Annotated in this window: 21 protein-coding genes; 10 read left to right on the plus strand and 11 right to left on the minus strand. The window is 72.3% G+C overall.

The window, feature by feature from the left end; translation table 11 throughout:
- Nucleotides 1-4 precede the first annotated feature (4 nt).
- Nucleotides 5-1,246: an LCP family protein gene (locus tag EV190_RS22290; RefSeq protein ID WP_133743573.1), complete on the minus strand. Its 1,242-nt coding sequence runs from the start codon at nucleotides 1,244-1,246 to the stop codon at nucleotides 5-7.
- 129 nt (nucleotides 1,247-1,375) lie between these two features.
- Nucleotides 1,376-2,563: a galactokinase family protein gene (locus EV190_RS22295; protein ID WP_279536636.1), complete on the minus strand. Its 1,188-nt coding sequence runs from the start codon at nucleotides 2,561-2,563 to the stop codon at nucleotides 1,376-1,378.
- 503 nt (nucleotides 2,564-3,066) lie between these two features.
- Between EV190_RS22295 and EV190_RS22300 the strand changes: the two genes are divergently transcribed.
- A complete protein-coding gene (locus tag EV190_RS22300; RefSeq protein WP_133743574.1) occupies nucleotides 3,067-4,266 on the plus strand; it encodes a glutamate--cysteine ligase in 1,200 nt (399 codons plus the stop codon).
- A complete protein-coding gene (locus EV190_RS22305; RefSeq protein WP_133743575.1) occupies nucleotides 4,253-5,497 on the plus strand; it encodes a M20 family metallopeptidase in 1,245 nt (414 codons plus the stop codon). The genes EV190_RS22300 and EV190_RS22305 overlap by 14 nt, the downstream gene beginning before the upstream one ends.
- A 138-nt stretch (nucleotides 5,498-5,635) precedes the next feature.
- Here EV190_RS22305 and EV190_RS22310 read toward each other — a convergent pair whose 3' ends face one another.
- Nucleotides 5,636-6,226, minus strand: coding sequence for a TetR/AcrR family transcriptional regulator (locus EV190_RS22310; RefSeq protein ID WP_133743576.1), 591 nt, complete (start codon nucleotides 6,224-6,226; stop codon nucleotides 5,636-5,638).
- Nucleotides 6,227-6,375: 149 nt separating this feature from the next.
- Here EV190_RS22310 and EV190_RS22315 point away from each other — a divergent pair, with 149 nt between their 5' ends.
- The 3 genes from EV190_RS22315 (at nucleotide 6,376) to EV190_RS22325 (ending at nucleotide 9,019) form a co-directional block, all read left to right on the plus strand.
- Nucleotides 6,376-7,209, plus strand: coding sequence for an SDR family NAD(P)-dependent oxidoreductase (locus EV190_RS22315; protein WP_133743577.1), 834 nt, complete (start codon nucleotides 6,376-6,378; stop codon nucleotides 7,207-7,209).
- A gap of 104 nt (nucleotides 7,210-7,313) precedes the next feature.
- Entirely contained in the window at nucleotides 7,314-8,420 is a 1,107-nt protein-coding gene (locus tag EV190_RS22320) for an adenosine deaminase (protein ID WP_133743578.1), read from the plus strand.
- Complete coding sequence (locus tag EV190_RS22325; protein WP_133743579.1) at nucleotides 8,417-9,019, plus strand: PH domain-containing protein; 603 nt, start codon at nucleotides 8,417-8,419, stop codon at nucleotides 9,017-9,019. Before EV190_RS22320 ends, EV190_RS22325 begins: the two co-directional genes overlap by 4 nt.
- 406 nt (nucleotides 9,020-9,425) lie before the next feature.
- On the opposite strand, the gene EV190_RS22330 is transcribed toward EV190_RS22325, so the two are convergent.
- Nucleotides 9,426-10,241 carry a phosphorylase family protein gene (locus EV190_RS22330; RefSeq protein ID WP_243742735.1) on the minus strand — a complete coding sequence of 272 codons (816 nt, stop codon included), beginning with the start codon at nucleotides 10,239-10,241 and terminating at the stop codon, nucleotides 9,426-9,428.
- A gap of 108 nt (nucleotides 10,242-10,349) precedes the next feature.
- Nucleotides 10,350-10,805: a gamma-glutamylcyclotransferase gene (locus EV190_RS22335; protein WP_133743580.1), complete on the minus strand. Its 456-nt coding sequence runs from the start codon at nucleotides 10,803-10,805 to the stop codon at nucleotides 10,350-10,352.
- 171 nt (nucleotides 10,806-10,976) lie between these two features.
- Between EV190_RS22335 and EV190_RS22340 the strand changes: the two genes are divergently transcribed.
- Complete coding sequence (locus tag EV190_RS22340; protein ID WP_133743581.1) at nucleotides 10,977-12,359, plus strand: NAD(P)H-quinone dehydrogenase; 1,383 nt, start codon at nucleotides 10,977-10,979, stop codon at nucleotides 12,357-12,359.
- Nucleotides 12,360-12,434: 75 nt separating this feature from the next.
- Here the strand turns inward: EV190_RS22340 and EV190_RS22345 are convergent, their stop codons facing one another.
- The 4 genes from EV190_RS22345 to EV190_RS22360 all read right to left on the minus strand — a co-directional run bounded on the left by EV190_RS22345 (nucleotide 12,435) and on the right by EV190_RS22360 (nucleotide 17,141).
- Nucleotides 12,435-13,715 carry a chemotaxis protein CheA gene (locus EV190_RS22345; protein ID WP_133743582.1) on the minus strand — a complete coding sequence of 427 codons (1,281 nt, stop codon included), beginning with the start codon at nucleotides 13,713-13,715 and terminating at the stop codon, nucleotides 12,435-12,437.
- A 165-nt stretch (nucleotides 13,716-13,880) separates the two neighbouring features.
- On the minus strand, nucleotides 13,881-15,131 hold the full coding sequence (locus tag EV190_RS22350; protein WP_133743583.1) for a hypothetical protein: 1,251 nt from the start codon (nucleotides 15,129-15,131) through the stop codon (nucleotides 13,881-13,883).
- Entirely contained in the window at nucleotides 15,121-16,410 is a 1,290-nt protein-coding gene (locus EV190_RS22355; protein WP_133743584.1) for a hypothetical protein, read from the minus strand. Before EV190_RS22355 ends, EV190_RS22350 begins: the two co-directional genes overlap by 11 nt.
- Nucleotides 16,407-17,141: a hypothetical protein gene (locus EV190_RS22360; protein WP_133743585.1), complete on the minus strand. Its 735-nt coding sequence runs from the start codon at nucleotides 17,139-17,141 to the stop codon at nucleotides 16,407-16,409. The genes EV190_RS22355 and EV190_RS22360 overlap by 4 nt, the downstream gene beginning before the upstream one ends.
- A 192-nt stretch (nucleotides 17,142-17,333) precedes the next feature.
- On the opposite strand from EV190_RS22360, the gene EV190_RS22365 reads away from it, so the two are divergent.
- Genes EV190_RS22365 through EV190_RS22380 form a run of 4 tightly spaced genes read left to right on the plus strand, consistent with a single transcriptional unit; the run spans nucleotide 17,334 to nucleotide 19,931 of the window.
- Nucleotides 17,334-18,104: a hypothetical protein gene (locus EV190_RS22365; RefSeq protein ID WP_133743586.1), complete on the plus strand. Its 771-nt coding sequence runs from the start codon at nucleotides 17,334-17,336 to the stop codon at nucleotides 18,102-18,104.
- 33 nt (nucleotides 18,105-18,137) lie between these two features.
- A complete protein-coding gene (locus EV190_RS22370; protein ID WP_208113290.1) occupies nucleotides 18,138-18,560 on the plus strand; it encodes a hypothetical protein in 423 nt (140 codons plus the stop codon).
- A gap of 30 nt (nucleotides 18,561-18,590) precedes the next feature.
- Complete coding sequence (locus EV190_RS22375) at nucleotides 18,591-19,472, plus strand: hypothetical protein (protein ID WP_133743588.1); 882 nt, start codon at nucleotides 18,591-18,593, stop codon at nucleotides 19,470-19,472.
- A 36-nt stretch (nucleotides 19,473-19,508) separates the two neighbouring features.
- Entirely contained in the window at nucleotides 19,509-19,931 is a 423-nt protein-coding gene (locus tag EV190_RS22380) for a hypothetical protein (protein WP_133743589.1), read from the plus strand.
- Nucleotides 19,932-20,044: 113 nt separating this feature from the next.
- Here the strand turns inward: EV190_RS22380 and EV190_RS22385 are convergent, their stop codons facing one another.
- Together EV190_RS22385 and EV190_RS22390 are read right to left on the minus strand one after the other, a co-directional pair.
- The gene (locus tag EV190_RS22385; protein WP_133743590.1) at nucleotides 20,045-21,463 is read right to left on the minus strand and encodes a dicarboxylate/amino acid:cation symporter; all 1,419 of its coding nucleotides are present in this window, start codon (nucleotides 21,461-21,463) and stop codon (nucleotides 20,045-20,047) included.
- Between the two features lie 353 nt (nucleotides 21,464-21,816).
- Nucleotides 21,817-22,281, minus strand: a 465-nt coding sequence (locus tag EV190_RS22390; protein WP_341770574.1) for an acetyl-CoA carboxylase biotin carboxyl carrier protein subunit, incomplete at its 5' end; no start/stop codon positions are given.

Genomic DNA, 22,281 nt, shown 5'->3' on the forward strand with positions numbered 1-22,281 from the left:
GGGGTCAGTCCTGCAGCGCGGACTCGGGGATCTCCTCGCCGTTGCGCATGGCGGAGAACATCTCCTCGGAGCGGGTCTCGTCCCACAGCACCACCGAACCCACGTCCAGGGTGGGGGTGGAGCCGATCGGGACGGCGGTCGTGGTGGGGGAGTCCCCCATCGCCAGCGCCATCCGGGCCAGGTCCATGAGGTGGTCGTCCTCGTCCACGCTGAACGTCTCGGTGCCGTTGACCACCAGCGGGACGGACTGGAACGGGTTGAGCAGGGTGGCCGGGGAGGTCGCCTCGGAGACGAGCGCGCTGAAGAACTCGCGCTGACGCTGGATCCGGTCCAGGTCCGCGCGGATCGTGGCCCGGGTCCGCACGTACCCCAGCGCCGTCGGGCCGTCCATCGTCTGGCAGCCCGCCTCGATGTCCAGACCCGCCTTGGGGTCCTCCAGGGGCTCTTCGGGGCACATCTCCACGCCGCCGACGGCGTCGACGATGTCCACGAAGCCGGCGAACCCGATCTCGACGTAGTGGTCGATGCGCACGCCGCTGGCCTGCTCGAAGGACTGGACGAGGACGGAGGGGCCGCCGCCGAGGGCCTCGGCGAAGGCCGCGTTGATCTTGTTCGCGCCGATCCCGGGGATCTCCACGTAGGAGTCGCGCGGGACGCTGATGATGCTGGGCTTCCCGTCGTCGGGCACGTACAGCACCATGATCGTGTCGGTGCGCTTGCCCTCGGCGCTTCCGGTGCGCAGGGTGTCCATGTCGTCCTCGGTGAGCCCTTCGCGGCTGTCCGAACCAACGATCATGTACGTGGTGCCGGGCTGGTCCTCGGGGCGGCCCTCGTAGTCGGGGAGCGCGTCCACGCGCTGGAGCCGGGAGTCGGACCAGAAATAGAAGACCATCGGCGCCACGACGAGCAGGACGAGCACGACGACGGAGACGTTCCTGAACCGTCTGGCCCTGCGCTGCCTTTCGCGGCGGGCCCGCCCCGACCCGTCGTAGACCCGGCCGCCGCTCCGGGACGCGGGGCGCCGGGGCGCGGATTCGCCGTCGACGGGGGAGGCCCGCCGGGTCGGTTCGGCGGCCTCGGCCGATCCGGCCTCCGCGGGCCCGTCCTCGGGCGGCGCGGGCCGGTAGAGGCGCTCGACCTTGTCGGGTATGCCCCCGTCGGGGTTGCGTCGGAACACCCCGGTCCGGTCGCGGCCGCTGGAAGACCCGCCGGATCCGCGGTTGTGCCCATTCGGTGTGTCAGCCATCGCCTTGATCGCCCATCCGCTCACGGCCTGTGCCGCCCCGTAGCGCCCTTCGGCGCCCTGTCTCGTCCTTTTGGACGCGCCACATGGTATTTGGGTTCAGCCGGGAAGGGCCACGGCCGGGGCCCGGGGTCAGAGTGTTCTGCGCGCGCCCTCGGAGGGAACGGCGATCCCGAACCCCGGGGGATCCCAGCGGTGTCCGGCGAAGGCGTCGAGCACGCCCCCGCGCACCGCCTCCAGGCGCCCGGTCGGGACCAGGGCGACCGCCAGGCGGCCCGAACCGGTCATCCGGGCGCCCCGGGCTCCCTTGCGCACCGCGGTGTCGGCGGCGGTGTCGGGGCGGGGGCAGGCGTCGGCCAGGGAGTCCCGAAGGGACAGGTGCGAGGCGTTCAGAACCGGCCCGGCCTCGGCGGTGGCGCCCGCGCGCAACAGGCCGGCCAGCGCGTTCGCCCGGTGCGTCTCGGTGGCCGCGTGCCGCACCCGGCGGCGCAGCACCGGATCGTCCAAGGCGGCCAGCGCGCCCGCGAGGTCGTCCACGTCGCGGAGTGAGGCCACCCCCAGCGCGGCGGCGGCCCGCGCGCACTCGTCGCGCAGCGAAGCCGCCAGGCGGTCGGGAAGCGCGGTGCGGGTGTCGATGACGAGGAGTCGGAGCCCCGTCTCGTCCAGCGGCAGCGGGAGGAGGCGTCCGCGGCCCCGGCGCGGGTCCAGGAAGAAGGCCCGCGACCGCGCGGCGCACAGCGCGGCGGCCGGATCGGCGGAGGCCGAAGGGGAGTCCAGGGCGAGGCGCGCGGTGCGGGCGAGTCCGTCGCGATCAGCGACGGCGTCCACGCCCGACCGGACCTCGGTGGCGGCCAGCAGCACGGCGCAGGCGGCCGCGACCTCCGGAGCGAGGCCGAAGGGGCCGATGTCGAGCAGGACGCGCGCCCCCGCGTCCGCGCCGAGGGCCGCGCGGACGGCGGCGTCCGCTGCCACCGCCCAACGGGGGGCGCTCCCGGGCGTCCGCCGCGCGCCGAACCGGACCGGGCGGCGCGGGGACCGGGCCGAGCGGATGTCCACGACCCCGTCGTCGGCGGGGGCGAGAGCGGCGGACGCCCCCCACGGCAGGGCCGCGGACAGCACGCGCGCGTCGCCGCCGCCGACATGGTCCCCGACCAGCGGGACCGTGTGCGGTGCCCACCACACCCCGGCGGGGTCCGCGCCGTAGGCCGAGTGGAAGGCCGCGGCGGTCCGCGCGGCCCCGGCCGCCGCGTCCCCGTCCGCGCCGTCGCGGACCCGCGGCATGGGGCGCCGCCCGAACCCGAACAGCCTCATGGCGCTCATCAGCACCCCCCACCTCTCGGCGCTCTCCCGGCGGTCCCGACCCTATCCGCGGCGGACGCGCCGGGGCCCGGGGCCCTGTCCGAGACGGCGGGCGACGGACACGTGACATCACGTGTTGGTCACTTCGAGTTTGTTTTTGCGGGCCTTGTGTAGCGTGGTGTGGAGCGACGTGTTGCGGCCACCGGGGTGAACGGCCGCCGGGCGGCCGGTCCCGACCACCAGATCGGGCCGTTCGGGCCGAGTCGTCCGGACGGTGGCGGACCGGTGCGACGGGACGACGTTTCGGAACGCGCTTAGCCGTTTCCCTGCGGGTCGAGTCGGGCTTCTGTAATCCTCGGCAAGTGGAACGGCGGTCCCCGCCGTTAACTCGCAACCCATCGCGTGTACCGAGCATCAGAGGGAGCAACGGCCATGAACCGCACGGGCATCGGTTCCGGTGTCTCGCTTAGGGTGCGTCTGGGGCCGGTAGGCGACGCGGTCGCCGGACAGCGCGGAGGGTGAACGTGGCTATTCGATTCAACGCTTCGGAGCGGGCGACTCTCGGGGTGGAATGGGAGATGCAGCTGGTCGACGAGGGCACCCGGCACCTGCGCCAGGAGGCGCAGCAGGTCCTGGGGGAGCTGCCCGAGCTGAGCGAGACCGCGGCCAACCCGCCGCTGCGGCACGAGCTCATGCAGTGCACGATCGAGGTGGTCACGGGTATCTGCGAGACGGTGCAGGAGGCCCAGGCGGACCTCTCCGGCACCCTCAAGCGGGTCCAGGAGGTCACGGACCGGCGCTCGATCGGGCTGGTCTGCGCGGGCACGCACCCGTTGGACGACTGGCGGGACCAGACGCTCTCGCCGGTGCAGCGCTACGGCGAGCTCATCGACCAGATGCAGTGGCTGGCACGGCGCATCCTCACCTTCGGCGTGCACGTCCACGTGGGGGTCAGCTCCCAGGAGAAGGTCATCCCCATCGTCAACGCGCTCTCCAACTACCTGCCGCACTTCCTCGCGCTGACCGCCTCCAGTCCTTTCTGGAGCGGCCACGACACGGGACTGGCCTCCAGCCGCTCCATCGTCTTCGGGGCCCTTCCCACGGCCGGGCCCGCGCCGAGACTCCCGCACTGGCGCGCGTTCGAGGAGTACATGGATACCCTGCTGCGCGCGGGGACGATCTCCAGCATCAAGGAAGTATGGTGGGATGTCCGGCCGCACCCGGATTTCGGCACGGTCGAGATCCGGATGTTCGACGGGATTCCCACCCTGCGCGAGGTCGGGATGGCGGCGGCGCTGTCCCAGAGTCTGGTGCGGTTGTTCGAGAACCAGCTCGACCGGGGCTACAGCCTGCCGAGTCCGCCCAGCTGGGTGGTCAAGGACAACAAGTGGCGGGCCACCCGGTACGGGCTGGACGCGCACGTCATCACCGACGAGCGCGGCAGTACGGTGCCCCTGCGCGACGACCTCTACGAGCTCGTCCGCGAGTTGACGCCGGTGGCCGAGCGCCTCGGCTGCGCCGCGGAACTCGACGTCGTCTCCGAGGTCCTGCACAACGGCGCCTCGTACGAGCGTCAGCGGGCCATCGTCGAGCAAGGGGGCACGCTCAACGACGTGGTCGACGCGCTGTCCGCGGAGTTCCGGGCAGGGGAGCCCGCCGCCGGGGCCGGCCACGGTCAGACAGAATCGTCGAGGAATAGGGGGCCCTCGCATGCAGGGGCGTGACCTGCGGGAACAGTTGTCCGCGTTTCTGGCTCGCCGGGAGCGGGAGTTCATCGAGTTCCGGCGCGACCTTCACATGCACCCCGAGCTGGCCTTCGCCGAGCATCGGACCACGCAGCGGATCGAGGAGCGCCTGACCGCGCTGGGGCTCAAACCGTGGAGACTCCCGCAGGGGACCGGTCTGGTCTGCGACATCGGCCTCGAGGAGGGGCCCGTGGTGGCGCTGCGCGCGGACATCGACGCCCTGCCGCTCAACGACGAGAAGGACGTCTCCTACCGCTCCACGGTCCCGGGGGTCGTGCACGCCTGCGGGCACGACGTGCACACGACCGTCGTGCTGGCCGCCGGGCTGTTCCTGGCCCAGCAGGCGCGGGCGGGCGCGCTGCCGGGCCGGGTCCGGCTGGTCTTCCAGCCGGCCGAGGAGCTGCCGGGCGGGGCCCGGGAGGTCATCAACGCGGGCGGGGTGGACGGCGTCGACCGGATCTTCGCCCTGCACTGCGACCCGAGGCTGCCCGCGGGCCAGGTGGGCCTGCGCACCGGGCCGATCACCGCGGCCTGCGACCAGCTGATGGTCCGGCTGTCCGGGCCGGGCGGCCACACCGCGCGGCCGCACCTGACGGCCGACCTGGTGTACGCGCTCGGCAAGATCGTCACCGAGCTGCCCGCCGCGCTGTCCCGGCGGGTGGACCCGCGCGCCGGGTTCAGCCTGGTGTGGGGGCGGATCAGCGCCGGGTCCGCGCCCAACGCGATCCCCGACGACGGGGTCGCGGAGGGGACGGTGCGCTGTCTCGACGACGACGCCTGGCACGCCGCCCCGGACCTGATCAAGGAGCTGCTGGACTCGGTCGCGGCCGCCTACGGGGTGCGCGCGGACCTGGACTACCGCCGGGGCGTGCCCCCGACCGTGAACGAGCCGGGCAGCGTCGAGATGCTCCAGGACGCGTGCGTGCGGGTCCTGGGCGCCCAGGCGGTGGCGGCCACCCCGCAGAGTCTGGGCGGCGAGGACTTCGCCTGGTACCTGGAGAACACGCCGGGGGCGTACGCGCGCCTGGGCACGCACTGGACCGCGCCCGCGGACCGGCCGATGCTCGACCTGCACCGCGGCACCTTCGACATCGACGAGCGCGCCATCGCCGTGGGTGTCCAGCTCATGGCCGCCACCGCGCTGACCGCGCTGTGGGAGGGCGTCCGCCCGGGCGCGGACGAGCAGGTGGAGGACCCGGCCCTGACCTAGATCGTTGATGCGGGGCCTCTCCCGGTCGAAGGCGGTGGGTCGGCCGGGTGGTCCACGGTGTGTCCCGGGGGTCGGTTCGCGAAGGTCTCCCGGTTCGGCCGGGCTCCCGCCCCGGCCCTGGATGGGGCCCGGCCCGCGTCAGGGGGCCGAGGCGCGCGGACGCGGGCCGAAGCCGTGCAGGAGGGTCCGGACGATGCGCTCGGCGAGGATGTCGGGGTCGGTGTCCGAGTCCGGGCCGCGCAGGGACTCGCCGATGAGGGCGTAGTACACGCGTCGCACCCACTCCAGGTCGGCGGCGGTGTCGAGTATTCCGGCGTCGCGGGCCCGGGTGAACAGCGAGAGGCACCGCAGCGCGATCTCCTCCTGGGCCCGGGCGGTGCCGCTCCCCTCGGCCGTCGACCGGTCGAGGGCGAAGGACCAGGTGGTCTTCACCCGGAGCACGTTCGCGGTGATCCCGTGCAGGGCCACGAGCGGCGGAGCGGTGTCCGGGCGGCCGTCGTCGATCGCCTGGGAGAGCCGACGGACGGCGTTGTCGGCCAGGGCCTCGACCAGTGCCTGTCGACTGGTGAACCTGCGGTGGACGGTCGCCCTCGCGACCCCCGCCACCTCGGCGACCCGTTCCATCGGAGCGGCGGGATCCTCGCCCAGCACCCGTTCTGCGGCTTCCAGGATCGCGTGCACGCTGCGTTCGGCGTCCGCACGCAGCGGTCGCTGCGCGGATTCCCCCATCGATACCTCCGTCGGATCAGCTTTTATGTTACACCAATGAAACCGATCCGCATTTAGTTGCGTCTTGGCTGTTGCAATTACTGGAAAAGAGGTTACTGTTTCGTCTCAGTGGAGGCGTCCCGATCTTCGATGGCGAAAGAGGACACGACATGGACGGCGCAGTCGGCAGGACCACCGCCACCCCTACCGCTCTGGTCACGGGGGCTTCCTCCGGCATCGGCGCGGAGTTCGCCACCCGGCTCGCCGAGCGGGGTCACGACCTGGTGCTGGTCGCGAGGTCGGCCGACCGCATGAACGCGCTCGCCGAGCGGCTCGGAGAACGGTACGCCGTGCGCGCCGACGTCATCGTCCAGGACCTCGCTCGGCCCGACGCCGCGCGGCGGATCGGCGCCGAACTGGATCGCCGGGGCATCGCCGTCGACCTGCTGGTCAACAACGCGGGCTTCGGAACGTGCGGCCGGTTCGAGGAGCTTGCGGCCGGACGTGACCACGACCTGCTCATGGTCAACGTCGTAGCCCTGGTGGATCTCACCCGTGAACTGCTGCCGGGGATGCTGGACCGGGGCACCGGCGCGGTGGTCAACATCGCCTCTACCGCGGCCTTCCAACCGAGCCCCTATTTCGCCGCCTACAGCGCGTCCAAGACGTTCGTGCTCAACTTCAGCCTGGCGCTGCGCGAGGAGTGCCGCGGGCGCGGGGTCCGGGTGCTGGCGGTGTGCCCGGGGCCGGTCGAGACCGCGTTCTTCGACACCGTCGGCACTCGCGACGCCGCCATCGGCGCTCCGATGGCATCGCCGGTGGCGGTGGTCGCCAGCGCTCTTCAGGCACTGGACCGAGGCCGCGGCTATGTCGTCCCAGGCCCGGCCAACGCGCTGATCGCGCACTTCGCTCCCCGCCGTCCGCGCGCCCTGGTCGCCCGCGTCGCCGAGCGCGTCACCCGCAGGGTGCTGGCCGGGACCCCGCGTACGCCCGCGCGGAGCTGACGCGAGAGGCCGGGGCGCCGGGGCCGGTCCGGGACGCGGTCCCAGGTCCCGGGCCCGCCCGCGGCGCGCTCGGGCGGTGCGCGGCGAATGGCATCCTGAGTTCCATGAGCCACAAGCTGACCCTGGAGCAGATCCGGCGCGCGCCCAAGGTGCTGCTGCACGACCACCTCGACGGCGGGCTGCGACCGGAGACGATCATCGAACTCGCCGACGCCGTCGGCTACACCGAACTGCCCACCGACGATCCGGCGGCGCTCGGCGACTGGTTCACGGAGGCCGCGGACTCCGGTTCGCTGGTGCGCTACCTGGAGACCTTCGGCCACACGGTCGCGGTCATGCAGACCCGCGAGGCGCTGGAGCGGGTCGCCGCCGAGTGCGCCGAGGACCTGGCCGCCGACGGTGTCGTGTACGCGGAGGTGCGCTACGCCCCCGAGCAGCACCTGGAGGCCGGGCTGACCCTGGAGGAGGTCGTCGAGGCGGTCCAGGCGGGTTTCGAGCGGGGGTCCCGGTGCGCCGCCGAGCGGGGCGCGCGGATCAGGGTGGGCACGCTGCTGACCGCGATGCGGCACGCGGCGAGGTCCAGGGAGATCGCCGAGCTGACCGTTCGCCACCGGGACGCGGGCGTGGTCGGGTTCGACATCGCGGGGGCGGAGGCGGGCCACCCGCCGACCCGGCACCTGGACGCCTTCGAGTACCTGCGCAGGGAGAACGCGCACTTCACCATTCACGCGGGCGAGGCGTTCGGGCTCCCGTCGATCTGGGAGGCGCTGCAGTGGTGCGGCGCGGACCGGCTGGGGCACGGCGTGCGCATCGTGGACGACATCGAGGTCGACGGCGCGGCGGACGAGGAGAGGCCGCGGCTGGGCCGCCTGGCCGCCTACGTGCGGGACAAGCGCGTGCCGCTGGAGATGTGCCCGAGTTCGAACGTGCAGACGGGGGCCGCCGAGTCCATCGCGGCGCACCCGATCGGCCTGCTGCGCCGGCTGCGGTTCCGGGTGACGGTCAACACCGACAACCGGCTGCAGAGCGGCACCACGCTGTCCCGGGAGTTCGCCGGACTGGTGGACGCGTTCGGGTACGACTGGGACGACCTGGAGTGGTTCACCGTGAACGCGATGAAGTCGGCGTTCCTGCCGTTCGACGAGCGGCTCGCGCTCATCAACGGCCGGATCAAGCCGGGGTTCGCCCAGCTCAAGTGGGCCACCGCATGAGGGTCTTCAAACAGCCCCTTCCCCGGGTCCTCGGGTGGGTCTGGATCGGCGTCTCGGTGCTCCTGCTCGCGGACCTCGCGTTGAACGGCACCGACGGACGCTCGCTGGTCGCCGCGGCGGTGGTGCTGTTCACGGTGGGCGTCACGTACGTGGTGGCGTTGCGGCCCCGGGTCGTGGCGGCCGAGAGCGGCGTGCGGCTGGTCAACCCGCTGCGCGAGGTCTTCGTGCCGTGGCACTCCTTCACCTGGGCCGACGTCACGGACGTGCTCCGGGTGCACGCGGGGGACCGGGTGTTCCGGTCCTGGCCGCTGCGCGAGACCAAGCGCGCCGAGGTGCGCGCCAACCTGCGGCGCGCCAACGGGGTCGGGGACGGGGGCAGGGACGATCCCCGTGAGATGCGGCCGACCGAACTCGCGGCCTGGGAGCTGCGGTCGGAGGCGGAGCGGCGCAAGGCCCAGCCGCCGGGAACGGTCCGCGCGGCAGAGGGCGGCGCGGTGGGACCGCTCGTGGACGAGCCGACGGTGCTGTGGTCCCCCGACGCCGTGGCGGCGCTGGCCGTCCCGCTGGTGCTGCTGGTCGGGGCCCTGGCCGTTCTCTGAGCACGGTCGCGCGGGGCGGTCCGCCGGAGTGACTTGACCAGACCCGGGAAGTAGTGATTAGGTTAGGCATGCCTAAGGGGAACGGGTTCGGGTTCCGGCGGAGCGCGGACCACCGGAGTCCGGGCCCGGACCCCTTGGGTGGATTGCGGTTCAACCGAATAGAAGGAAGTGCGGTCTCACGTGCCGCGGCGTCTGCGGGGACGCCGCACCGGACCGTACGGAGTCGCGGCGTGCCGACGCCGGCACAGTCCATCCCCGGCCTCGGGATGCTGCTCGCCACGCAGTGCCGGACGTCGGCCGCGGATCCGCGACTCCATCTCCCCTCGGGGGAGGGACGCGTGCCCCCAGCGCGGAGAGGGGCGCGGCGGTTCCTCCCCCGAGGTGTTTCCGGCCGGTCTCCCGAACCTCACAGCCGCCACAGGACGGAGTGGATCAGGCCGCCGACGGCGGGCGCGTACCGGTCCGCCACCCCGAGCAGGTGCTCGGTGCCGTGCGGCCGGTACCTCGGGGTGACCGCGTCGTACGTCGTCAGGCAGATCCCGAGCACCTCGGCGCCCATCTCCACGGCGGCGATGGTCTCCAGCACCGTGGACGCGCCCACCAGGTCCGCTCCCGCGAAGCGCAGCATCGAGACCTCCGCGGGCGTGCCCAGCTGCGGACCGCGCACCGCGCCGTACACGCCCTCGGCGAGGGAGCGGTCGGTCTCGCGGGCCAACTGGCGCAGCCGCGGCGAGTAGGCGTGGGACAGGTCCACGAAATCCGGTCCGACCAGCGGGGACGAGCCCGTCAGGTTGATGTGGTCGCGGACCAGGACCGGTTGGCCGACGGCGAAGTCGGTGCGTAGCGACCCCACTCCGTCGGTGAGCAGGACGACGCGCGCTCCGGCGCCGATGCCGGTCCGCACGGAGTGCGCGACCCGGATCGGCCCCCGGCCGTCGAAGAGGTGGACCGGGCTGGTGAAGACGGCGACGCGTTTGGTGCCGACCAGCCTGCTGTGCAGGGCGGCGGGCTCGGGCCCGAAGCCGGGCAGGGAACGCAAATCGGTCCTGTCCTCGGCCGTGCCGAGTTCCTCGGCGGCCCTGGCGAACCCCGCTCCCAGAACGACCACGGCGTCGAAGCCGTCCACCCCGATCCGCGACAGGATCTCCTCCGCCGCCGTGGCGGACTGCTGCTTCGCCTTGGTGGTGTTCAGGGCAAGGCGAGCCTGCGTGGATTCGCTCACGCCTCAGAGCCTACTCCCGGGTCGCCCACGGTATCCGTATTGCCACGCGCGGTGTGCGGGGGTGGTGTGGAAGGCGGCTCCGGCCGACTCCGCCGCTGCCGCGCGGGGCTACAGGTCCACCGAGTCGCAGGGGCGGGTGCGCAGGTCGGCCACGTAGTCGGCGGGGGCGCCCGCCTTCTCCGCGGCGTCGGCGATGAGTCCCAGGTATATGGCGGTGGGCAGCCCGCCCTCGTAGTCGTTGAGGACGTGGGTCCACGCGGTGACCTCGCCGTCCATCAGGGTGGTGACCCGCACCTTGATGCGGGAGTACACGCCGAGGTCGCTGCCCTCCCAGCCGTCCAGGACCGGCGTGTCCCAGTCGGGGACGTCGTAGACCGCGACGAACACGCTGGAGTCCGGGTCCTCCACCACCGTGGCCAGAGCGCCGTCGCCTTCGGCGCTCCCACCGCCGAAGGTCAGCCGCCAGCCCTGCAGCCAGCCGGTGTTCCACAGGGGCGAGTGCGGCGCGCGCTTCACCATCTGCTCGGGGTCGAGGTTGCTGCCGTATGCGGCGTACAAGGGCACGCGGGCCATGCTACGTCCTCGACGCCTCCGGGTGGTGCTGAACGGGCCGTTCGGTATAGAGGAGAATGAAAGCCACCGGAAACCAGACGACACCGAGGCCATGGGCCCATCAGGCCCCGGCAGGTCCGCGACAGCGGATTGTTTCGATGCCGAAGAAGGAGTGGATCAGACGTGACGAAGGTCGTCATCATCGGGGGCGGTCCCGGAGGGTACGAGGCGGCGCTGGTGGCCGCGCAGCTGGGAGCCGAGGTGACGGTCGTGGAACGCGACGGCATCGGTGGCGCCTGCGTGCTCACCGACTGCGTTCCGTCCAAGACGCTGATCGCCACCTCAGTGCGCACCACCTATGTCAAGGACGCGGCGAAGCTGGGGATCATCGTCGGCAACGAGCCCGAGGACAAGGACCTGGTCAAGGTCGAGCTCAAGACCGTCAACGACCGGGTCAAGCGCCTCGCGCAGGCCCAGTCCGCCGACACCGCCGCGCGGCTGATGATGGAGGGCGTGGAGATCGTCTCCGGCGAGGCCCGCCTGGTGGACCCGCACATCGTGGCCGTCGGCGACCGGCGCCTGCGGGCAGACGTGGTGCTCGTCGCCACCGGCGCGCACCCGCGCGAGCTGCCCACCGCCCAGCCCGACGGCGAGCGCATCCTCACCTGGCGCCAGCTCTACGACCTGGACGAGCTCCCCGAGAAGCTGATCGTGGTCGGTTCCGGTGTGACGGGCGCGGAGTTCGCCAACGCCTACCTGGCGCTCGGCTCCGACGTGACGCTCGTCTCCTCCCGCGACCACGTCCTGCCCACCCAGGACGCCGACGCCGCCGAGGTGCTGGAGGAGGTCTTCGCCCGACGGGGCATGACGGTCCTCGGGAACTCCCGCGCCGAGTCGGTGACCCGCACCGAGAGCGGAGTGCTCGTGAAGCTCGCGGACGGCCGCGCGGTCGAGGGCAGCCACTGCCTGATGACGGTCGGAATGATCCCCAACACCGACGGCCTGGGCCTGGAGGAGGCGGGGGTGCGCCTGGACAAGGGCGGTTTCGTGCAGGTGGACCGGGTGTCGCGGACCTCCACGCCGGGCGTCTACGCGGCGGGGGACTGCACCGGTGTCAACATGCTCGCCTCGGTCGCGGGCATGCAGGGGCGCATCGCGATGTGGCACGCCCTCGGCGAGGCGGTCTCCCCGCTGAAGCTGTCCAACGTCTCCTCCACCGTGTTCACCCACCCCGAACTGGCGGCGGTCGGCGTCAGCGAGGCCGACGTCGAGTCGGGCCGGGTGGACGCCCGCGTGGTGAACCTGCCCCTGGACACCAACCCGCGCGCCAAGATGCACGGCACCAAGGACGGCTTCGTCAAGCTCATCTGCCGCCAGCACACCGGCATCGTGCTGGGCGGTGTCATCGTCGGCCCGCGCGCCAGCGAACTGATCCTGGGCATCTCCCTGGCCGTGCAGCAGCGGCTCACCGTGGACGACGTCGCGCACACCTTCGCGGTCTACCCGTCCCTCTCGGGCAGCGTCACCGAGGCCGCCCGCTCGCTGATGCAGGCGTCCCCCGAGTAGTCCGCGCGGCGGGGCGGTGAAGAGGAGGGGACCCCGGCCCAGTGGGCCGGGGTCCCCCGTGGTCCGCGCTGCCGGCTAGAAGTCGCCGAACCCGCCGAAGTCGCCGCCGTCGAATCCGCCGCCGCCGAAGTCGCCGAACCCGTCGCCACCGCCGACGTCGCCGAACCCGGCGTCGCCGGCGCCCATGTCGCCCATGCCGGCGCCCATCATGCCGGCGCCCATCATGCCGCCGCTCATCATGTTGCCGATCATCATGCCGGTGAACATGCCCATCATCATGTCCCCGCCGAAGTAGCCGCCCGCGTAGGGGGCGTAGGCCGGACCGGCGTCGTAGTACGGGCGCCGGTGGCCCCCGACCTCGACCATGCGCACGTCGGGGTGCGCGCCGGACAGGACATCGCTGGAGCAGGCGCGACAGGCCGGGACCGAGCGCTGCGTGCCGCCCATCGGCGCCCACGTGACGTCCTGGACGGACGGGCCGTGCTGCGGGTTGAAGAAGCAGGGCGCGCGGCGCTCGGGGACCGGGTCGCCCGCCATCCGCGCGCGGGTGGCGGTCATGTAGTACCGGCCGTCCTCCAGCGCGTTGGTGACCTGCTGGACCTGCTCGGGCCGCTGGATGGTGTCAAGTTCGGTCTTGGCGCGGTCGTAGGAGTCCATCGCGTGGGTGTAGTCGGTGCGGGTGGCCTCGTCCACCGTGCCGAGGTCGATCTCCAGGCGGGCGATGTCCTCGCCGAGCCGGACGACGTCCTCGGTGGTCATCTTCCTGATCTCCTCCAGCTCCCGCGCGGCCTTGGCCTCGCGCTTCTTCTTGGAGCTGCGGAGGAAGAGGCCGCCGCCGACCACCGCGAGGGCGAGCAGGCCCAGCAGCACCATGCCGAAGACGCCGGAGCTGGCCGCGGCGTCGGCCTGGGACTCGGCCTCGTTGGCGAAGGCCACGGAGGCGTCGGTGACGTTGCCCATCTGCTGGGCGGCGGCCTCGGCCTCCGCCACGTCGCCGGGGCTCAGGACGGTGGAGTCCGCCGCGGTGGTGTTGCCGACGAAGACCAGGAAGGAACCGTCGCCGACGTCGCTCTGCACGTCGGCCATGAAGGAACCGAGCTGGGCCTGGGAGTCGTAGGTGCCGTCGTCGGGGAGCACCACGAAGTAGACCGGGGTGTCGACGTTCTCGGCGGCCTGGCTCATCAGATCCGCGTCACCGGCGGAGACGTCGGTGGCAGCGGGGTCGACGTAGACGTTGGAGCTGTTCAGCGCGCTGGCGACCTCGCCCGCGCTGGGAGCCGCGTTCGCCGGTGCGGCAACCATGAGAACTGTGGCCACTGCGGCGAGCAGTGAGGGTGTTACCAATCGGCGCAACATGATCGTTCCTCTCGCCTCCTTCACACCCCTGTGACGAATGGGAGGGAGGCTTTGGTTCCCTGAAGGGCCCGGTGTGACTTCCACGCCTTTTTGCAGCCTATCCGCGCTCCTCCCCGAGAGGGGAGTGGGCGGAGGCGACTCACCGGACCGTCGACAGCGGCCCCCTCAGTGGACCGGGTCCCCGCGCAGCACCCGCTGGACCAGGTCGTCGCGGAGGGTGCCGTAGCCGGTGGCCGCCCACACGCTGTCCTCGTGGGGGACGTCGTAGTACGCGACGCGTCGGCCGTCGACGAGGACGGGCAGCACCTCGGGCTCCCGGTGTCGCCTCAGGTCGTCGGCGCACTTGGAGCAGGCCCACACGGAGGCCTTGCGCCGCGAGCCGAGCCCGCGCCAGGACACCCTGGAGGTTCGAGTCCCGTGCAGCGGGTCGAAGAAGCAGTGCCGCGGGGGAGGGCCGGGCCGGCGGCGCGAGCTGGCCCGGTCCAGGGCGTCGTCGGCGAGGTCGAGCAGCACCAGGACCCCCGCGAGGCCGGGCAGGCCGGCGGTCGCGTCGAGGACCTTGCCCGCGGCCAGGTGCGCGTCCAGGGCCTGCTGGACGGCGCTCCGGACAGCGGGGGAGGAGCCGGTGAGGGAGAAGTCCGACAGCCGCTCGCCGGTCTCGGTGAGGCGGGTCCCGAGCCGCTCGCGCAGCGCGTCGAGGCCCGCCGCGTCGATGGAGTCGAAGACGCCGTGCGCGGGCGGGGGAGGCGGTGCGCCGAGGCGGCGGGCGCGCAGCCCCGTGAAAGCCAGGACGGCGAGCGCGGCCGCGACGGCCAGCCCGGCCCCGGCCCACGGGAGCGGTACGCCTCTCGTCCACGGGTACCCGTAGGGGTAGGGCTCGCGCTCGGAGTCGATCCGCTGGTACTCGGCCTCGGCGGTGCCGTCGCCGATCAGCTCGACCGCGCGTTCGAGCTGCCGGGAAAGGGGCGCGTCGTCCAGGTCGGGGTCGGAGCTGACCGCGAGCGCCGCGTAATGGGCGGCGGAGCCGGGGTCCCGGGACTCGCCGTACAGGCGCAGGCCTCTGCCGCCCAGCGCCAGGTAGGAGCCGTCGCCGTCCATGCGGTCGCGCACCGCGCCCACGAGCTGCTCGGGCTCGCCGTTCCAGGTGTCGCCCTGGACGAGCGGCACGACGACGACGTAGACGGGTTGGCCGGTCGAGGCGATCCGCTCCTCCAGCGCGGCCTGCTCGGTCTCGCTCAACAGGGAGCGCAGGGACGGGTCGACGTACACGGGGCGCTGCCGGAGTTCGGCGGCGACGGCGGAGGCGGGGCTGGTGGAGGCGGGGGAGGGGGCGGGATCGGCGTGCGCGGCCGGAGCCGCGAGCAGCGGCCACAGCAGGGCGGCCAGGAGCACGGCCAGGATGCGGTCAGTGGACATCGAGTTCCTCGAGTACTCGTCGGGCCAGGTCGGATCCGGTGTAGCCGTACCGGCTCCCGGTCCACAGGCTCGCGTTCCGGTGGTGTTGGCCTCCGTCGAGGCGCAGTACGCGGGGCGGCTTGGGCCGCGTGGCGCACAGGCCGCAGACCGGTTCGAACGACGCGCGGCCGGGCAGGCGCGCCTGCTTCCCGGCCGTGGTGGGGGCGCCGTGCAGCGGGTTGGCCATGCACGCGCCCCGGACGGGTGCCCCGTTGTCGGAGGCCAGAGCGGAGCGCCCTTGGCGGGCCACGACGATCGCGCCGACGAGGTCCTGCGCCGGGGGGGCGTCGGAGGACGCGATCAGGGAGGCCGCGTCGAAGGAGCGCGCCGCCGCGTCCCGGCCCGGATGCCCGGAACCCGCCTTCAGGTCGTGCGAGAGGCGGCGCAGTTCGGCGTTCAGGGTCTGGCCCAGCCACCGGGCGCTCGGGGCGTAGGGCGCGCGGCGCGCCCTGACGGCCTTGGGCAGGTCGCGGTCCCACGCGCGGTACACACGGCGCCGTCCGGCCTCCGCCGAGGCGGAGCGCAGGCCCATCCCGGCAAGGAGCGCCGTGCCGTACAGCATCGCGCCGACGGCCGGCCCGATGATGAGCAGGCCGGGCCAGAAGTCGCCGCTGAACGGGTGGGGGAGAAGGGACGCCTCCTCCTCTTCCTCCTCCGCGCGGTCCTCGAACTCCCACTCGACCGCGGAGGGGGTGGGGCTGGAGGTGGGGGCGGGCGCGGCGGTGCGCACCGAGTCCAGGAGCGTCAGGAGCCGGTCCACGTCCTCGTGCTCCTCCGAGTGGGAGACCAGGTCGTGGGGGTCGACGGGGACGTCGATGACAGCGGTGTCGAGGAGGTACCGGTCCTCGGGCAGCCCGATGGTGTTCACGGTGACGTAGACGCCGCCCTCGCCGCCCATGGCGTGGTTGACGGCGTGCATCAGGACCTCGCTGTCGCCGCCGGACTCGTCGTAGGGGAACGAGGGGACGACGAGCACGCGGACGGGCACGGACTGGTCCGCCAGGGCGCGGCCGATCGCCGCGACCTCCCCCTGGCCCAGCAGGCCGGTGGCGGAGGGGTCGACGAACAGCGGGTCCTCGCGCAGCCCCGCCGCGATCCGCTCGACGCGCTCGGTGTCGCGCACGTAGGGCGGTTCCGGGAGGAGTTCGACGGCCGCGGCGGGGGCCGGGAGGGCCAGAAGGACGGCGGCGCAGGCGGTGGCGCAGGTGGTGGCGCGGGCCGCCGCGGGCAGAAGCCTCATCGGATGCTCCCTCCCCGGTTCGCCGCCGCGCGGCTCCGGCGCCGCCCGGGTCGCAACCTCAACCACAGCCAGGCGAACACCACCGCGGCGCCCAGTGAGGTCCCCGTCAGGAACTCCTGGTTGGCCCGCCCGGCCGACGTGTCGGAGTCCAGGTCGTCGAGCAGTCCTTGGAAGGGGTTTCCGAGACTGAACGGGGCGGGTTCGTAGCGGGCGCTGTCACTGGCGTCCCGCATCCGCGCCTCGGTCTCTCCCGACAGGGCGGTGTCCACGATCCGGTCGACCACGACGGTCACCGGGGTGTCGTACTCCAGCGCGAACAGGGCTTCGAGGGCCGCGTCCTCGATGGGGAGGTCCGTCCCGTAGGCGGCCGCCTCCGAGGTGGCTCCACTGTGCTCCAGGAGCAGGTACACCCCGTCCTCGCCGAGCCGGTCGTGCACCGCGGCGAGGAAGCCCCCGTCGAGCAAGTCGCCGCCCGCGCTCCGGGGCAGCACGGCCACGTAGGCGGGGACGCCCAGGCGGGCCACCGAGGCGCGGACGTGCTCGCGGGCCGCGTCCAGGTCCAGTTCGCCCGCGTAGTGGTCGCTGACGTACACGGGATCCTCGGCCAGACGGCCGGCGACGTACGCGGCGTAGCTCTCGGGACGCTCCTGCGCCTGCGCGGCGGTGCTTCCGAGAAGCGGAAGGGCCAGGACGGAGGCCGCGCACACGGCCAGGATCCGCAAGAAGGGCATGCGGCTCATATTAGGCACGCGGCCTGGTGCTTCTCGACGGGGCCCGCTGTCCGGCGGCGCGCCGGCGTTCTCACGGGGACTCGGCCCGAGATGGGGACACACTGTTATTTAAGTGATTTTCTTCATTATTCCACCCTGATCTGGCACTGTTTGTTCGAAGTCTCGTCGACAGGCGACCGAAAGGACCGGCGGATGCCTCCCATCGGACCTCTGCTCAACGCGCTGGGGCTCTCCGGTGGTGTGGTCGCCGCGGGGTTCGCCATCGCGATCGCGTGCGCGGTGACCGTCGCGGGGTGGAACATCCGCGTCAAGCGGGAGAGCAGGATCCAGAGGGAGTTCTACGAGACGGGCGTGCTCGCTCCCGAGAGGGAGCGCCTGCGTCCCTGGAAGACGCGGCCCAGGACCTCGGTGCCGGGCCTGGAAGGGCCGGTCCCGGTGCCGTACACACTCGAGGACCTCAAGGCCGAGAGGCTGTTCGACGACGACTTCGACGCGAGCCGGAGCCGCTTCGTCCCGACGGTGGTGGCCGACCAGTTCGACAGGCTCGTCGCGGCGGAGGCGGAGCGGATCGAGGGGTTGAACGTCGGCATCCAGGAGGTCAAGGCCGGGATACAGGGACTGGAGGACGTCAAGGCGGTCCTGGAGGAGGAGAGCCGGCCGTTCGTCGAGAACGTGGCGCGGGCGAAGAACCTCTCCGAGAAGGCCGCCGCCAACCAGATGAGGATCCGGGGCACCGAGAACGAGCTCAGGGTGATGGGAACGGCGTTCGAGCGGGTCGTCGAGGACGACCCCTGGTCGAAGACACTCCTCGACGAGGTGAGGAAGAGGAGCGCCGAGAACCCCGCTCCGGGGGAGGAGGGGTGGCTGGCGGCCGCGGTGGAGAGGATCTCGAGGAGCCGTCCGGGAAGGCGGGTCCGTACGGGGGAGCGGGGGCCCGGGCAGAGGCCCGGGACGGGGGTGTGAGAGCGGTGGTTCCGAGAACGTCCCCGGTTAGGGGTGGTTGACATCTACTGGGTGGCTCTCCTGGTCACCGTCGTGTCCGCTCTGCACCTGGTCCTCCGGGTCCTCTCCTTCCGGGCGGGGGTCTACTGGGACGAGGGCGGGCCGGGTGCCGGTTCGCCGATCGCCGCGTCCAGGGCGGTCTCGGACGCCGGTGGCGAGATCGCCAGGGCGCTGATCGGAGCCGAGGACGAGGAGTCGCGGCTCCGGACCGGACGCGGGCGCGGGCGTGCCGACGGGGTCGGCCTGCCCCGGTTGGCGGCCGCGCGGGCCGGGATCTCCCGCGTCTCCCCCGGTGGCCGAGGGGCCCACGCGCCGGGAGAAGGCGGAGGTCTTCGGAGGTTCTCGCGCCTCGTCCCGGACCTGCTGGTCCTCGTGTGCCTTCTCGTGGGGCTCGTGCTGCTCGGTGGAACGGGCTGAAGCCGTTCCCGATGAGGTCTGGAGATCCTCTTGGACGCTGTCATCGCCGTTCTGTCGAATCTGGCGGGCTGGAACTCCGTCGTCTTCGCCAGCGTGGTCGGGATCTCCGGAGTCCTGACCTGGTACCAGGTCAAGAAGCTGAACCAGGAGCGCGGGGAGGAGGCGGCGAAGCTCGACTACGAGGCGCAGAAGAGCTCGGCGGGTGTTCTCGGGAACCGGAGGGACGCCTCCTACTGGCTGACGGGAAGACCGGGTGCCAGAGAACTGGAGTTCCGCAACCAGAAGACGAAGCTCGAATCCGATCTGCGGAACCTGCAAGGCGAGATCGAGGGCTTCTACGAGGAGCAGAAGCTGGCGCTGGAGGGCGCCAGGCCCCTTCTGTACAGGACCGGGGCGGGGATCAGCGACTCCGAGGCCTATCTGAGCCTGGTGCAGCTGCAGTTGAGCAACCTGGAGGAGACCAGGCAGGTGCTCGGCGCGGTCGGGAGACTCGACGAGTCGGGGAGGCTGGCCGTCGACGAGGGGCTCGGCCCGATCGCGGCCGACAAGGCGCGCCACATCCTCGGAAGGGTCGACGAGGTCGTCGCGAGCTCCTTCTTCGAGAACCAGCGGGCGATCATCGCCGAGTTGAAGGCGGAGTACGACTCGGTGCGCGCCGAGACGGAGAGGCTGGCGCGGGTCGTCGAGGAGAAGCTCCGGGAACAGCAGGGCCGGGGGACCCCCCAGCGGGGAGAAGGGGAGAGCCGGTCGGTCGTCCCGGCCGCGGGGGCGGCGCCGGGAAGCGGGTCCCTGGACTTCCCCGGGCAGCTGCCGCTGCCGCTCGGGACTCCCGAGAGGCCCCGGAGGGCTACGGGGAGCAGACCGGAGCGGTCCCGGCAGCAGCAGGGGACGAGACGTGGACCCCAGCAGTAGGGCGTCGCTTTTCTCGACGACAGAGGAGAAACCGGCATGTGGGTGATCGTCTTCGCGGTGGTCCTGCTCGGTTCGGCGTGGACCGTGCTCCGGGCCTGGGACGGGTTGACGCAGGTGACCGAGACCGGTGTCCGGCGCGCCGCGCGCAACCGCGTCGACCTGCGGGAGTCGTCCGCGCTCATCGACCTCCTGGAGCGGAAGGAGGGGCTGCTCGCGGAGGGCTTCGCGGCCGCGGAGCGGGGGGACGCGGCCGCGCGCGAGCGGGTCCTGGCCGCCCTGGACGGTGTGAACGGGGACATCGCCCGGCTGGAGGAGGAGCGGCCCGCGCTCCTGGCCGGGGAGGAGGCCCGGGAGCGCGGGCTGGCGGCCCTGCTGCGCGCGGCCGAACTGGGCTTCGGCGTCCTCGGCGCGGCCGGGGCCGGCTACGCCCTGTGGCTCTTCGCGGTCTCGGTCCTCTAGCGCCCCACGTCTGAGGTTCGCGGTGGTTTCCCGCTGATCTTGACCTTTTCGGGGTCTCAGAATCGGTTGAGACCCCGAAAAGGCCAAGATCAGCGGGAAACGGTTCGGGGACCCTAGTCGGAGCCGCCGACCCGTGCCTCGGACCGCTCCTCGGTGGACTGCTCCTCAGGGGGCGCGTCGTCGGCCTTCGCGGCGGGAACGGGCTCGTCCACCGGGACGAAGCCGTCGAGGCCGCGCGGGGCGTGGAAGCGCTCCACGTCGAGGATGCCCTCGTGCTTGGCGACCAGGGCCGGGATCAGGGCCTGGCCCGCGACGTTGGTGGCGGTGCGGCCCATGTCCAGGATCGGGTCGACGGCCAGCAGCAGGCCGACGCCCTCCAGCGGCAGGCCGAGGGTGGACAGGGTCAGGGTGAGCATGACGGTCGCGCCGGTGGTGCCCGCGGTGGCCGCCGAGCCGATCACCGAGACGAACACGATCAGCAGGTACTGGGTGATGCTCAGGTCGACGCCGAAGAACTGGGCGATGAAGATCGCCGCGATCGCCGGGTAGATCGCGGCGCAGCCGTCCATCTTGGTGGTCGCGCCGAAGGGGACCGCGAAGGAGGCGTAGGCGCGGGGCACGCCGAAGTTGACCTCGGCGACGCGCTGGGTGACCGGCAGGGTGCCCATCGAGGAGCGCGAGACGAAGCCGAGCTGCACGGCGGGCCACACACCGGTGAAGTACTTGACCGGGGACAGGCCGCTGGCCAGGGCCAGCAGCGGGTAGACGACGAACAGCACCAGGACCAGGCCGACGTAGATCGCGATCGCGAACTTGCCGAGAGCGCCGATGGTGGTCCAGCCGTAGCTGTAGACGGCGTTGCCGAGCAGGCCCACGGTGCCCAGCGGGGCCAGCCGGATCACCCACCACAGCACCTTGAGGACCACCTCGAGGGCGGACTGGGTGAAGGCGAGGAACGGCTCGGCGGCCTTGCCGACGCGCACCGCGGCGATGCCGATCGCGATGGCGATCACGATCAGCTGGAGGGCGTTGAAGTCCAGTGAGGTGCTCAGCGCGCCGGTGCCGTCGTCGGAGGTGCCGGCGGTCAGGCCCAGGAAGTTCGTGGGGACGATGCTGTCGAGGAAGGCCAGCCACGAGCCGGTGCTGCCGGGCTCGGCCGCGGTCTCCGGGTCGATCCCGGTGCCCAGACCCGGTCGTATGGTCAGGCCCAGCCCGATGCCGATGGCCACCGCGACGAGCGCGGTCGCGGCGAACCACAGCAGGGTCCGCAGGGCCAGCCGGGCGGCGTTGGTGACGTTGCGCAGGTTGGCGATGGAGGCGATGACCGCGAGCAGGATCAGCGGCGGCACGATCGTGCGCAGCAGCGCGACGAACGTGGAGCCGACGGTGTCCAGGGTGACGGCCAGCCAGTTGGGGTCGGCGTCCGGGCCGACAGGACCGATCTGGCGGGCGACGATGCCCAGGGCTATGCCCAGGACGAGTGCGAGGAGTACTTGGATCGCGAATGGAACGCGACGGAGTGCGGACAGCACGAAGGGGCTCCAGGATCTCGGGAGGCGCACAGAAGGGTCGGGTGGGACGGGGCTTCTGGGCTCTTGGGGGGTGGGTGGGCGCCCTCGGCCGGGTTCGGCGGCGGGCGCTGTGCGACGCGGTGCTCTACTGGCGGAAGGTCAGGAGCTGGCGACACGCGTGGCTGACGAGGCGGCACAGGTCGATGTGCCGCCGTCGGGTCAGTCCCCAGAGATTGCTCACGAGACATCACAATAACCGGACAAGACGTTTTATTCCCACCCTCGGAGGGACGTTTTCGTCACGGTGATCCGCCGGGAGGTCCCCGACCGTCCGGTTCGGCGGCCCCCGCCGAGGAGCGGGGGCGTGGACGGCGTCAGGCGCTCCTGATCTCGCAGATGACGGTGCCGCTGCCGACCGTCTCGCCCGCGCCCACGGACAGGCCGGTGACGGTTCCGGTCTTGTGGGCGGTGAGGGGTTGTTCCATCTTCATGGCCTCGATGACGACGACGGTGTCGCCTTCGGTGACCTGTCGGCCGTTCTCGGCGGTGACCTTGACGATGGTGCCCTGCATGGGGGAGGTGAGGGCGTCGCCGCCTGCCGGGGGGGTCTTGGTGCGGGAGTCGCCGCGTCTGGCGGTCTTTCGGGTGCCCGGGGCCGGGTCGGGGGCCGTGCCGAGCCCGGCGGGTAGCGTCACCTCGACGCGTCGTCCGTCGACCTCGACGGTGACCTTCTGGCGGGGGGCCTCCTCGGTGGTCTCGACGATGCCCTGGTAGGGCTCGATCCGGTTGTCGAATTCGGTTTCGATCCAGCGGGTGTGGGTGGTGGGGGGTTGGTCGGG

This window comes from Actinorugispora endophytica, from assembly GCF_004363075.1.
In the GTDB taxonomy this organism is placed as follows: Bacteria; Actinomycetota; Actinomycetes; order Streptosporangiales; family Streptosporangiaceae; genus Actinorugispora; species Actinorugispora endophytica.

Coding starts and splice junctions, on each gene's coding strand:
- EV190_RS22310 (WP_133743576.1), bottom strand. CDS start 6,226: ATGGGGGAATCCGCGCAGCGACCGCTGCGTGCGGACGCCGAACGCAGC.
- EV190_RS22305 (WP_133743575.1), top strand. CDS start 4,253: ATGCAGGGGCGTGACCTGCGGGAACAGTTGTCCGCGTTTCTGGCTCGC.
- EV190_RS22290 (WP_133743573.1), bottom strand. CDS start 1,246: ATGGCTGACACACCGAATGGGCACAACCGCGGATCCGGCGGGTCTTCC.
- EV190_RS22345 (WP_133743582.1), bottom strand. CDS start 13,715: ATGTTGCGCCGATTGGTAACACCCTCACTGCTCGCCGCAGTGGCCACA.
- EV190_RS22380 (WP_133743589.1), top strand. CDS start 19,509: ATGTGGGTGATCGTCTTCGCGGTGGTCCTGCTCGGTTCGGCGTGGACC.
- EV190_RS22320 (WP_133743578.1), top strand. CDS start 7,314: ATGAGCCACAAGCTGACCCTGGAGCAGATCCGGCGCGCGCCCAAGGTG.
- EV190_RS22315 (WP_133743577.1), top strand. CDS start 6,376: ATGGACGGCGCAGTCGGCAGGACCACCGCCACCCCTACCGCTCTGGTC.
- EV190_RS22295 (WP_279536636.1), bottom strand. CDS start 2,563: ATGAGCGCCATGAGGCTGTTCGGGTTCGGGCGGCGCCCCATGCCGCGG.
- EV190_RS22325 (WP_133743579.1), top strand. CDS start 8,417: ATGAGGGTCTTCAAACAGCCCCTTCCCCGGGTCCTCGGGTGGGTCTGG.
- EV190_RS22365 (WP_133743586.1), top strand. CDS start 17,334: ATGCCTCCCATCGGACCTCTGCTCAACGCGCTGGGGCTCTCCGGTGGT.
- EV190_RS22360 (WP_133743585.1), bottom strand. CDS start 17,141: ATGCCCTTCTTGCGGATCCTGGCCGTGTGCGCGGCCTCCGTCCTGGCC.
- EV190_RS22355 (WP_133743584.1), bottom strand. CDS start 16,410: ATGAGGCTTCTGCCCGCGGCGGCCCGCGCCACCACCTGCGCCACCGCC.
- EV190_RS22350 (WP_133743583.1), bottom strand. CDS start 15,131: ATGTCCACTGACCGCATCCTGGCCGTGCTCCTGGCCGCCCTGCTGTGG.